Source organism: Staphylococcus cornubiensis (assembly GCF_900183575.1).
GTDB lineage: Bacteria > Bacillota > Bacilli > Staphylococcales > Staphylococcaceae > Staphylococcus > Staphylococcus cornubiensis.
Genome location: NZ_FXUZ01000002.1, coordinates 114,582 through 127,078 on the forward strand (window position 1 = coordinate 114,582; position 12,497 = coordinate 127,078).

Sequence of the window (12,497 nt, forward strand, 5' to 3'; positions counted from 1 at the left end):
TATGAGGATGGAACATAAATTTTTGATTTTCACTTATAGTTAAGATGAGGGACTGGGACACAATTGAGAGTTTCCCAGTCCCTATCTTTTTATGGACTTATATCGATAAATGAAGATAAAACAGTCAAAAATGAGGATGAATTGGACATAAAAAAGATGCTATTGTTTTTCCACAGACTTTGCTGTTTCTATTGCTTTTTGAATGTAGTCAACGGATTGGTCGAGTGCTGCTTTTTCTTCCTCATCTAGCTGAATAGGAAAGACTTCGTGATGACCTTCAAGATTCACACGTGTCGGCAAACTGAAGGCCACATTTTTATAATCGTATACATTTTGATGTACAGTTGAAACCGTTAAAATGCGGTTTTCATCATAAAAAATGGCTTCAGCTAAATCAATCGCAACACGTGAAATGGCTGAGTTCGTCCAACCTTTTTTACGCATCACATCAAATGACACTTTATCGATTTGATCACGAATTGCCTGTTTAGAAATCGGTGTCGCGCCACTCAATTGTTCATACTCCTCTAATGACATCCCCGCGATACGGACGCGGCTCCATACTGGGACAGTCGTTTTACCATGTTCCCCAATCACAAACGCTTCGACACTTTTTGGATCAATACCGTAATGATCAGCAATTAATGTGCGAAAACGTGACGATTCCAACATCGTTCCGGTACCCATAATTTTTTGATGTGGATAGTTGTATTGTGTTTCAGCAATATAAGTCATCGTATCAACCGGATTCGAAATCATCATAATATGCGGTGATGTCGTCACTGCCGTAATTTGCGACATGATGTCTTGAATGATTTCCGTATTACGCGCAGTCAGTTTTGTACGATCCGCCATATCTGCATTTGAAGGAATACTTGCAGAAATAATAATTAAATCTACATCTGCTAACATATCATAATTTCCCGCTTTAATTTTCGTATGGTGTGTCCCGCTTAAACATTGAAAATGCTGGTGATCTAGCGCTTCACCTTCCATTTGGTCAATATCCGTATCAATTAAAATAATTTCTTGGAACAATCCTGTATATTGAATATCTGTTAAAATCTGGCTGCCCACGCGTCCTAGTCCAATTAATGCAACTTTATTTGTCATTTTAAATCCCCCTTGTTGTGAAATAGTCGTCTGAAAGATACAAAAATGAATAGTGATAATGTTAGTATAAACCTTTCAAAATGACAGTTGCAATGAGTAATGGGTTCATTAATCGTCACATTATTATGAATTTTTGGTATGATAAATAAAACAACATCATTTGAAGGGGGACAATGAATTATGAAAGAGACAAAAGCATTACTCCAACAATTAACAGATCTTAACGGGATTGCTGGACATGAATACAATGTTAAAAAGGTGATGAATGACCTATTAGAACCGAATAGTGACGAAATGATTTATGATAATTTAGGTGGCGTTTTCGGTAAAAAGTACTCAAAAACAGGTCAACGTACGATTATGATTGCGGGTCATCTTGATGAAATTGGATTTATGATTACAAAAATAGATGACAACGGCTTTATTCGTTTTACACAAGTCGGAAGTTGGTGGAATCAAGTGATGTTATCACAAAAAGTGACCATTACAACAGATGAAGGTCGTGAAATTCGTGGTATTATCGGTTCCAAGCCACCACATGTGTTAACACCTGAAGAACGTAAGCGCCCAGTGGATATGAAAAATATGTTTATCGATGTCGGCGCAAAAGATAAAGCTGAAGTCGAAGCGGCAGGAATCGAAATTGGCAATATGATTACACCATATTCAGAATTTGAGACATTATTGAATGAAGATTATATGACCGCGAAAGCATTTGATAATCGCTTTGGTTGTGCCGTTGCAGTAGATGTGATGGACGAGCTTAAAGACGAAGATATTGACATTAATTTAGTCGCGGGTGCCAATGTACAAGAAGAAGTCGGTCTACGTGGTGCAAAAGTTGCCGCGCATAAAGTGAAACCCGATTTAGCGATTGCTGTAGATGTCGGTGTTGCATATGATACACCTGGATTAGAAAGTAATGGAGACACGAAAGTAGGGCAAGGTCCTATCGTATTAAATTTAGACGCTACAAATATTGGACATGTCGGCTTAATTCGTCACGTAAAAAAAGTGGCTAAAGCAAATGGCATCGACTTGCAGTGGGATTCCATTCCAGGTGGTGGTACAGATGCCGGAAGCTTCCATACTGCCTTAGACGGTATTCCTTCTATCGCATTGTCGCTACCATTACGTTATATGCATTCAAATGTGTCGATTATTAGCCAAAAAGATTATCAAGCAGTCGTTAAATTAGTGACTGAAATCATTCGTGCATTAAATGATGACGTTGTAGACGACATCATTTGGTAAAACATTTAAAATAATAAAGTGGAACATCACACGACGGTATACAGTGATGTTCTGCTTTTTTATATGAGGTAATAAAAATCTATTGTAGGAAACAAAAAGGTATTGTCTCAGTGCGTCAGTCATGATAGATTAGACAAAAATATATACATAGGAGAGGAGGCTTTCCATGACACAACAACATCAAAAGCGATGGTTAGGTTATTTATTAGTCATTATAGGGGCGTCATTTTGGGGTGTAGGTGGAACAGTCTCACAATGGCTCTTCCAACATGCAAATGTCGATGTGACATGGTTTGTAGCCGTTCGATTGATGATTTCAGGCGTATTACTCATTGGCATTGCCTTCATGACACAAGGGCCGAAAGTTTTTCATATTTGGCGTGATAAACAATCCATAACGCAAATTTTAATTTACGGATTACTCGGCATGCTCGCCGTTCAATATACTTTTATGGTAACAATCAGCTATGGTAATGCGGCAGTAGCAACATTACTACAATACCTTGGACTCATTTTTATCATTTTTTATCTTGTGTTTAAGAAAGTTACAAAAATAGGTACGAAAGAAATCATTGCAGTATTACTTGCATTAACAGGTACGTTTTTATTATTGACTAACGGTGACGTTCAAAATCTACAAGTTCCACGAATGACAATTGTATGGGGATTATTGTCAGCCATTGCACTCGCATTTTACACGATTTTTCCAGTGAAATTATTAGCGCGCTGGAGTTCCCTCACTGTGGTGGGATGGGCGATGTTCATTGGGGGCGTCGCATTAAGTTTCTTTCATCCGCCATGGCAAGTGGACTTTTCAACTTGGACAATAGAAACACATCTCTATTTTTGGTTTGCGATTATTTTTGGAACGATGCTCGCGTTTTGGTTTTACATTGATAGCTTACGTTATTTGCATCCACATGAATCGGGATTATTGGGCACACTCGAACCGTTAACAGCACTATTAACATCAGTCGTATGGTTGCACATTACATTCGGAATATGGCAACTTGTCGGTGTCGTATGCATCATCTTAATGGTCGTCGTCATATCCGTCGTCAAAAATAAATAACGCTTATCACTGCGTAACTTTTTAAATTTGCATGAGAGATTAGCTGTATCTTAAACAGCACTTTATTCAAAACAATTGTTGTGCTCATGATAATGGTAGGTATAAATGAGGATCCAGAAGAAATGCTTTTGTAAGTTGAAAGAAGATGATGTAGATTTCTAATGCATCCCACTTCATTCAAGGGAGAAGAAAAAACAAAAGATTACATTAACGATGCATCTCAATATAAAAAAGCCTTATTGAATAGCACTTAGGTCGAGACTCCTGAGGCATAGAGCCGAAACCGAAAATCCACCAACGCTTCCACCAATGTAGTAGTTCAATCAAGCGTTGGTTAGTTGAGGTGAGGCGCCTCGGAACGCGAGACCCAAAGTGCAATCAATAAGGCGAATACAATAATATATGAAGCATCGTTATGTAATCTGTAAGATAGGTCACTTACGAATTTTAACGAAATGAATTAGAAATGCTTAAAATCATTTAAAGTCAACAAACTAATGCATGTCATGAATTTTCATCATTAATCCATGCGGCACATCATCATGCGTCACAATCTCTTTCTTAATATATTCATTCGGCTCATCTTTTTTCGCAACAAGCTTCACAAAATCACCTTTCGCAGGTCTGAAATCATCATCAGTCGGAATCTTCACATTTTCCTCCACAGTTTTCTCAGACTCGCTCACTACCTTTTCAGCAGTCGTATCATTTTTCATATAACCGTAGTAGGTTTCTTTTTGTCCTGAAAGCATCATTGCGACGATAACACCTACTGTAATCACTAACATGGCTACTATCAATACGATACCAATCGTTTGTTTTTCTTTCATTGACGTGTCTCCTTTAATGAAATTTTTAGTTTTGACTCCATTTCAAGTCACTTCTTATTGTATCGAATGAGAATGTTTTCTGGAAGTAAAATTTGGAAAGTGTATTTTTGCATTAAGTCTATTTATTTAGATTATTAATAGTATTAGATTTTAAAACAAATATATTTTAAAAATGAGTAAGCTAATGCTATGATGAAGGGAGCGTTGAAAAATAGAGGTGACGTGATGCGCTTTTATGATTTTATGCTGGATTTTCTAGGAGATCGAACCCCTTTAGGAAAGTTAGCACGCTTCATTAAAAGTGATGTCAATTATCCTAAAGAGCTGATACATCCAGATGAAATATTGACATACTTCCACAGCCTTGCCACAGTAGATAATAAATTGCTTGAATCGGTGAAACGTGCCATTCAATTGTATGTGAGTTATAAAAGCTAAAGAACTGGGCAGAAGGTTGTACATGACGATTCATTTGTACGAAGATGAGTACTTCATCTTATCGCTTCATGAGTTCATTAACAGAAGATACTGAGAATGTTAATTTTTTCGTAAGATGTGAATGTTCTTGTGGTATAGTGACTATATTAAAAATTATAACTTCCATGATGTGAAGAGGTGGAGGGACAGCGATGTCTGAGTTAAATCGACACAATCGAATTCAAGATCAATGGTTACTCGTCTTCGGTATTATCTTGATTGCAGCAACATTACGTGCGCCATTAACATCCGTTGGGCCAGTGATTCAACAAATTAAAACGGATTTACATATTAATAATGGAATTGCGGGCTTAATCACGACGATTCCACTCATTATTTTCGGTATCGTATCACCATTTGTATCGCGTATGCTTTCGAAAATTTCGATGTCACGCTTTTTATTTTTAACTTTAATTTTAACGATTGTGGCACTCGTTATTCGGGTTATGGGTGGTGTCTCGACTTTCTTTATGGGGACAGTACTGTTAGGCGTTTCAATTGCACTTGCCAACGTGACTTTGCCGGCTTATGCGAAATGGGCTTTTCCTACACAAATTGGCTTGATTACAGGTATATATAGTGCGACGATGAATTTTACTGCAGGCTTAGGTGGGGGATTAAGTTATCCACTGTCTACGGTCACATCATTATCGTATCGCTTTTCACTTGTGTTTTGGGTTATTTTTGCAGTGGTTGCGCTCGTGATATGGTTACCTCAATTGAAGCAATTATCCCATTTACCTTCACAACAGCATGATGGATTAAGAAAGCCTATTTATCGATCGAAAATTGCTTGGGCTGTTGCGCTTACGATGGCATTTCAGTCGATGATGTTTTATAGCATTGTTGCTTGGTATCCATCCATTTTAGTAAGTAAAGGGGTCAATCCAGAAATGGCCGGCTACTTTTTAATGCTCAACCAGTTTGCGCAACTCCCTATGACATTTACATTTCCAATTATTGCAGCAAAAATGTCGACACAAAGAAGTTTGATCGGTATTGTCGCCGCTCTGATGAGTGTGGGGTTTACTTTACTATTTTTCGATAACACATGGCTATTACTTGTGGCAATGGTTTTGACAGGTATGGGGATTGGCGCATGTTTTAGTTTATGTATGACGATGTTTTCGATTCGTTCAAAAACAACAGCTGGTAGTATGGCACTCTCTGGTTTCGGGCAATCGATAGGCTATTGGGTCGCTGCGATTGGACCTTTCATGCTTGGACTGGCACACGACATTTTGAGTAACTGGACCATCGCTATTATTTTATTTTTATTGATGGTCGTTGGTGTACTGATTGCCGGTATGATTGCCGCACAAAACAAATATATTGAAGATGAATAAACAAATAAGGGTTAAGACGAGGGGATACTGAAGCCTTGTCCTAACCCTTATTTTTGATGGTATAACATCTGCATGAGCATACGATTACAACATATCTGATTGCTGCTGCGCTTGAGTTTTTGCAATATGAATCAATTTAATCGCATCTGAAGCCAGTGTCGTGTTGTAACGGGACTGACCAAAATGATGTAGCTGAAGATTAAATAACAATTGATTGGATGAATGAATCGTCGAGACAAAATGTGGCGGTAAGTAATAACCTTTTGCATTGTCCGCCAAAATGTAATCAATGTTGCTGTATTTGGGATGATACGTGTATTCGGCTACGAAATGTTGATGCAACTCTAAAGTGCCGTACAATTCATATGTTAATTGATCTGTTAAATTTTGAGCGTGAAATGGATGGAACAATAAAATATCATATGCAAAAGGTGATTCATGGATGACATATGACTGTCCAATCACACTATGCGAATGATTAAAAGGTTGAATTAAGCGAAAAATATGTTGTAACGCTGTTTGATGTCCAAGTGCATTGAAATAGCCATTTATTTTTGGACTTTGGCTCATTAACGGTATACTTAACCCTTTGACGGTATGATGCATATTTAACCATATGTCTAACCATTGTCCTGTTAGTGTTTTATCTTCTGATTGTTCGGAAAGCCATTCAGAGACACCTGATAATAAAATAGGGTGCTGATTCAAATTGTTGTCGTCGAGCCAAACTTTGAGTTGACGATGAAATGGATGTTCTGACTGTAATGATGAAGCGTTTCGTTGTGACATACGACTTACACGTATCATATCAATCATATAATAATCAAAATCAATGCCATGTTGTAACGCACGTTGATTAAGAGGAATGTACATCAACAACGTGAATTGACAACGATTAAGTAAAGTTTTCATCTCTCGAACGATAAATTTCAAATCACGTGCTAAAAGTGTTGCATGATCTAAGACGAGATTGAATTTCAACTGTGACATATCGAATGCAGTTGGAGACTGGCGTAGCACTTCTAATAATGGCTGAAGGAAGTGTGATTTAAATGTCTCATAACTTTGCATTGATGTAATACGATATGCGATGCCAAATTGTTTCTGCACTAATTCACTTAAACGCGCGACTTCATCCAAGTTTTCAAATGTGATATACGTATGTGACTCCGGGTTAAAATACAGTGTGACAGGATTTGCTTTTGTCATCATATCATCATCAGTTGTATTGAAAATTTGCATCATTTCACGCATTTGTTTGATTTCGAGCAGCAACACCTTAGAATGAATCATTCGTGTCTGTTGTGGCTGATTCAAATAAATGCTGATAAGTTGTTGAGAATTGGTATTTTCTTCATAATCGAGCAAATGTCCTTCAAAATATTGATGATCAAATGGTTTGATGTTCACCTGAATGACTTTGTTTTGATGTTGTTTTCGAAACGCTATCGGACTGAACCCAGTGAAACGTTTGAATTGCTTAGAATAGTGATTATAACTACTAAATTGAAAGTGTAATGCGATATCATTAATCGATTCGTTGGTGTTCAGTAGATAATAAATTGAAAGGCCAACCTTTAGTGAAACAAAATACTTTTTGAATGTATAATTTAAATATCTGTTAAACAATGTTGAAATGTAAGATTCAGATACAAAAAAGTGCTCGCTTAATTCTGGCAATGATAATCGAGAAAGTGGTTTTTGATGTACATAGTCCATGATGTTTTTGAATAAAATACTTTTGACTTGTATTTGCGGAATATAAATTGTTCCTGTTTCGATAAAACATTCATTAACCAATGTTTCAATTATTGGCAAGAACACTTCGAAATATTTTTCCTCATCATTTTCAGTTATCACTTTTTTTATTTGTGAGGTCATTTTATTGTGGGATGATAACCTTTCTTGATTGAAATAGCCCAGTAAATAATGAGGTTGGTATTCTGAAAAGTAGTGTAATGGAATAGAGATTTTTGCAACAGCTTGTGCATCTTTAACTTTAACAATGTCATTATGGTTAACAATTGCAACTTGATGATAGAAGTGACGCTTTTTACCGTTAAGCTCGAGTGTCAGGACGCCTTCAAATGAAACGAATAATTCTACGCGATTGAACACACGATATGCAGTAGATGTATGCTGTTTCATTAATTCAATAGTGATGCCTTGCATAATTGCCCTCTTTCGAATTCAATATTTTTCAAAAGTTTTGAAATGACTTAATAAATATACATCATTATAAAATTATTGATTGTTGGACCACAATAAGGTTTAGCGTATTGTAAAAAGAAAGACTTAAAGTGAAGAAATAACGACATATCAAACGGTTTTAAAAGAGTGTAGAAAGCAATATACTTTAAAAAATGATATATCGGAGTCAAAAAAAGTGGTGAATCGGTCGAAGTGAAACTGCGATGTTAAAAAATCATTAAAACGATATCATTTAAAATGGCATGGATTAAAAGTATGTGTACAAAGTAATGCACGACATGTTTTGAAGTAAGCTTACTATAACATATTTTTAACGTAGCGACACCCCTCATTTGATACATAAATAATTAATCAAACAAGAATTGTTGAATGGGTATTGATTATCTTTTTGAAAACGAATACAATAAACATGATAGATTTTTGGTACCGGTTCTAAAATAGGTTTTGAAAGCAATGCACATGCCGATTTGAACCTTTACACTGCTTTTAAAACCGATTTGTGAATGAAAGTCAACTTAAGGAGTGATGTTATGGCCTATCAAAAAGAAGCTGAAACGATTTTAAGAGCAGTGGGTGGAGAAGAAAATATTGAAGAAATGGCGCATTGTGCAACACGTTTACGCCTTACATTAAAAGATGAGGGCAAAGTAGATGAGCAAACACTTAATCAATTGGACGTGGTCAAAGGGACATTTTCGACGAGTGATCAATATCAAATTATTATCGGTTCGGGCACTGTGAATAAAGTATTTCAAGCAGTGCAGTCCTTAGTTAAAGATGACAGTGACGCACCAACTAAAGAAGCCCATACAACGAAAAAGAAAAAGGGGCATCCGTTACAACGATTTGTGAAGATGTTGTCTGATATCTTTGTTCCTATTATTCCAGCTATCGTGGCGGGTGGTTTATTAATGGGTTTGAACAACATTTTGACAGCGAAGGGGATTTTTAGTGAGACACAATCCGTTGTCGAAATGTATCCGCATTTTGCTGAATTTGCAAGTATGATTAATATTTTTGCAAGTGCACCCTTTGCCTTATTGCCGATCTTAATTGGTTTTAGTGCAGCAAAAAGATTTGGTGGCAATGCATTTTTAGGTGCTGCACTAGGGGCAATTATGGTTCATCCCGCACTGATGAATGGGTATGCCTATCCTGAAGCACTTGCGAATGGAGATCCTATACCACAATGGCATATTTTTGGACTATCCATCGCACAAGTCGGTTATCAAGGCCAAGTGTTACCTACATTAGTCGCGACATATATTTTAGCACAGTTAGAAAAAGGGTTACGTCGTATTGTACCGACCGTATTAGATAATTTATTGACGCCGTTATTCGCAATATTAATCACAGCCTTTTTGACATTTTTATTTGTAGGACCTTTGACACGTACAGCAGGCTTTTGGCTTACAGATGGCTTAACATGGCTGTATGAAACAGGTGGAGCGATTGGAGGATTCCTCTTTGGTTTATTCTACGCTCCAATTGTCATCACGGGTATGCATCACAGTTTTATCGCCATTGAAACAGCACTCATTGCTGATCATGTGAAAACAGGGGGTTCATTCATTTTCCCAATCGCAGCAATGTCTAACATGGCACAAGGAGCAGCTGCATTGGCCGCATTTTTCATCATTAAACAAAATCAAAAACTAAAAGGTGTCGCTTCAGCAGCCGGTGTATCAGCCGTATTAGGCATTACTGAACCTGCTATGTTTGGGGTCAATTTAAAGTTACGCTATCCGTTTGTCGGGGCAATGACAGGTTCCGCTTTAGGCTCGGCATATGTTTCATTCTTTAAAGTGAAAGCAACAGCATTAGGCGCCGCTGGGATTCCGGGTATTATTTCAATCGCACCAGGTTCATGGACACATTACATCATTGGGATGTGTATCGCATTCATCGGTAGCTTCATCATCACTTTCATACTGTCGAAACAAAAAAGGTATCAAGGCGTAATAGAGTAAAACACAGAGTCGAAATTGAGAGGATAAATTTTAATCATAAGAAAGACTGGGAAACACTTAATTGTGACCAGTCTTTTTGTCGTTATTAAGGCTTCTGAGCTGAAATAGAATCATTGTTAAGTCACACATAAATGCGAGTCGCTTGTGGGAATTGAGAATGAAAAAGCAATAACGTTCGTATGTAGTTTGTTTGTGAGAATAATGCTTTTAAAAAGGATTGGGGAACGATTTTAATATGAAAATAAAAGCCCTGACTGATGAGATTGCCAAACAGGGCGAACATGCCTTAACCCTAACCAAAAAAGTGGTATTTGTGATAGATAAGAATGATCAAAGCTTTGACCTTGACGTGTGGGTTTGTGTGAAAAAAGGCTCAAATGAGAGATTGTAAAAACCACAAGAGGTAATAAAACAGAAGAAAAAATAAGGTCGTTTGTGGGAATTGAGAATGAACAAGCTAGAACGTTGGTAAGTAGTTTGTTTGTGAGAATAATGCTTTTAAAGCGTAATGAAGAACGATTCTCATATAAAAATAATAGTCTTGACTCATGAGATTGCAAAACAGGGCGACACTCCTGAGGCATCTAGCCGAGGCTGAAAATCCACCAACGCTCTCCAAAATGTAACAGTTTAATGCGAGCGTTGGTTAGTTGAAGCGAGGCGCCTCGGAAAGGGAGCCCAAGAGTGCAATCCATAAGGTCAAGGCAACAAATGGATAAAGAATCGTTCTTACAATCTAAAAACCTTGTGATTTCATACACCAAACAACCACCAACCGTCAAAGCTTATCATTCCGCCATAAAAAGACAAACAATACAACGACAAGCACTACAGAAAGCACAATAATAATCAACCAAGATAAGCCACTTTCTGTATCAATCGGTAAAGGAACATTCATTCCAAAAAAGCTAAACACCAAAGTCGGCAACGTTAACAACACCGTAAAAATCGTCAACGTCTTCATCGTCGTATTCAACTGATTCGAAAGCAATGACGCATAAGAATTTGACATACTTTCCACAATACGTAAATAAAGCTCAGTCGTTTCTACCGCTTGTTGGTGCTCATTTTTCAAGTCCTCTAACAACTCTTCATCATCATCAAATCGTTTAATTGCCGGCAAGCGGAACAGATGTCGAATCGTTGAGGAATTGGTTTTCAATGACCCTAAAAAATAGACAAGACTTTTTTCAATTTCACTTAATAAAAATAAACGCTGATTCGTCACACGTTGTTGTAAATTATATTCCACTTGACGACGCTCTTTATTCAGTAAGCGTAAACTTCTATTATATTGTGCCGCCATATCATACATGACTTTTAAAGCGAATTGACTTTTATACTTGAGGTTAATTGGTTTTTGAATTAAGTGATCAAAATAATGAAATGATTTTGCACAAACGGTCACAATAATATCTTTACCAATAATGATACCTAAAGGCAGTGTCGTAAAACTTTTAAGCTTGTATTGACCTGATTTTGTAATAGGGAAGTCACTAATGATTAATGAATAGTCGCTATCATCATCATATTCAATACGTGAACTTTCTTCGCTATCTAAGGCATCTTCAAGGAAGTCCTGAGGGAAGCCATACACATCAATGAGCCGTTGTATCTCATCTTGAGTTGGCTTAACGACATTGAGCCACTGTGCATGTCCCCATTCTTCTGTTTCTATTACACGGAGTTCCGCGTCATTACGATAGGCACGAATCATGTCTCATCACCTTCTTCGATATCTTGTTTCAAATGTCTGATGTCTTTGTAGCCTTGTCTATAGGACGCAAATCCTTCCATAATGGCATACCAATCGTCACCAAACTCTGACTTAATGCGATTAAATAAATCACTTTGCGCGCGGTTTAATTTTTTGATGAGTGCTTTTCCTTCTGGTGTAGGATAGAGTCGCTTCAAACGACGATCTGTTAAATCAGGTTCATCATAAATTAAACCTTTTGATTTTAATAATTTCAGTGTTGCATGAGAACCTTGCTTTGAAATTTCTAGATTTTCAAGTAATTTTTTAGTTGTAATTCCAGGCAGTTTGTTAATAAAAAAGAGAAAACGGTGGTGTTGGCGACTCATATCATATTCAGCAATGAGATCATCAGCTGTTTTAGTAAATGTTTGATAAGCGTAATAAAAAAGAAATAATTCATAATCATTATTTTGAGTCATATTAAACTTCCTTTTCTGAAAAGTCTTTTTCATTATAGTAAAGAAT

At 37.0% G+C, this 12,497-nt stretch carries 11 protein-coding genes; 6 read left to right on the top strand and 5 right to left on the bottom strand.

Going from position 1 to position 12,497, the window contains the following annotated elements; translation table 11 throughout:
- Positions 1 to 159: 159 nt before the first annotated feature.
- Positions 160 to 1,113: a lactate/malate family dehydrogenase gene (locus CCE82_RS03560; protein ID WP_086428058.1), complete on the bottom strand. Its 954-nt coding sequence runs from the start codon at positions 1,111 to 1,113 to the stop codon at positions 160 to 162.
- A gap of 180 nt (positions 1,114 to 1,293) precedes the next feature.
- Between CCE82_RS03560 and CCE82_RS03565 the strand changes: the two genes are divergently transcribed.
- Together CCE82_RS03565 and CCE82_RS03570 are read left to right on the top strand one after the other, a co-directional pair.
- Positions 1,294 to 2,367, top strand: a complete 1,074-nt coding sequence (locus tag CCE82_RS03565) for a M42 family metallopeptidase (protein ID WP_086428059.1) — start codon at positions 1,294 to 1,296, stop codon at positions 2,365 to 2,367.
- Positions 2,368 to 2,533: 166 nt separating this feature from the next.
- Complete coding sequence (locus CCE82_RS03570) at positions 2,534 to 3,439, top strand: EamA family transporter (protein WP_086428060.1); 906 nt, start codon at positions 2,534 to 2,536, stop codon at positions 3,437 to 3,439.
- Positions 3,440 to 3,933: 494 nt separating this feature from the next.
- Here the strand turns inward: CCE82_RS03570 and CCE82_RS03575 are convergent, their stop codons facing one another.
- Complete coding sequence (locus tag CCE82_RS03575; RefSeq protein WP_086428061.1) at positions 3,934 to 4,269, bottom strand: DUF4889 domain-containing protein; 336 nt, start codon at positions 4,267 to 4,269, stop codon at positions 3,934 to 3,936.
- Positions 4,270 to 4,473: 204 nt separating this feature from the next.
- Between CCE82_RS03575 and CCE82_RS03580 the strand changes: the two genes are divergently transcribed.
- Positions 4,474 to 4,707: a YozE family protein gene (locus CCE82_RS03580; RefSeq protein WP_240507160.1), complete on the top strand. Its 234-nt coding sequence runs from the start codon at positions 4,474 to 4,476 to the stop codon at positions 4,705 to 4,707.
- A 191-nt stretch (positions 4,708 to 4,898) separates the two neighbouring features.
- Positions 4,899 to 6,092 (top strand): CynX/NimT family MFS transporter, encoded by a 1,194-nt coding sequence (locus tag CCE82_RS03585; RefSeq protein ID WP_086428062.1) that lies wholly within the window; start codon positions 4,899 to 4,901, stop codon positions 6,090 to 6,092.
- Positions 6,093 to 6,176: 84 nt separating this feature from the next.
- On the opposite strand, the gene CCE82_RS03590 is transcribed toward CCE82_RS03585, so the two are convergent.
- Positions 6,177 to 8,264: a helix-turn-helix domain-containing protein gene (locus tag CCE82_RS03590; RefSeq protein WP_086428063.1), complete on the bottom strand. Its 2,088-nt coding sequence runs from the start codon at positions 8,262 to 8,264 to the stop codon at positions 6,177 to 6,179.
- A 569-nt stretch (positions 8,265 to 8,833) separates the two neighbouring features.
- On the opposite strand from CCE82_RS03590, the gene CCE82_RS03595 reads away from it, so the two are divergent.
- Together CCE82_RS03595 and CCE82_RS12960 are read left to right on the top strand one after the other, a co-directional pair.
- Positions 8,834 to 10,273, top strand: a complete 1,440-nt coding sequence (locus CCE82_RS03595; protein WP_086428064.1) for a sucrose-specific PTS transporter subunit IIBC — start codon at positions 8,834 to 8,836, stop codon at positions 10,271 to 10,273.
- A 235-nt stretch (positions 10,274 to 10,508) separates the two neighbouring features.
- On the top strand, positions 10,509 to 10,664 hold the full coding sequence (locus CCE82_RS12960; protein ID WP_159454519.1) for a hypothetical protein: 156 nt from the start codon (positions 10,509 to 10,511) through the stop codon (positions 10,662 to 10,664).
- Between the two features lie 387 nt (positions 10,665 to 11,051).
- On the opposite strand, the gene CCE82_RS03600 is transcribed toward CCE82_RS12960, so the two are convergent.
- Positions 11,052 to 11,990 (bottom strand): magnesium transporter CorA family protein, encoded by a 939-nt coding sequence (locus CCE82_RS03600; RefSeq protein WP_086428065.1) that lies wholly within the window; start codon positions 11,988 to 11,990, stop codon positions 11,052 to 11,054.
- Positions 11,987 to 12,451 (bottom strand): MarR family winged helix-turn-helix transcriptional regulator, encoded by a 465-nt coding sequence (locus CCE82_RS03605; protein ID WP_086428066.1) that lies wholly within the window; start codon positions 12,449 to 12,451, stop codon positions 11,987 to 11,989. The genes CCE82_RS03600 and CCE82_RS03605 overlap by 4 nt, the downstream gene beginning before the upstream one ends.
- Between the last annotated feature and the right edge of the window lie 46 nt (positions 12,452 to 12,497).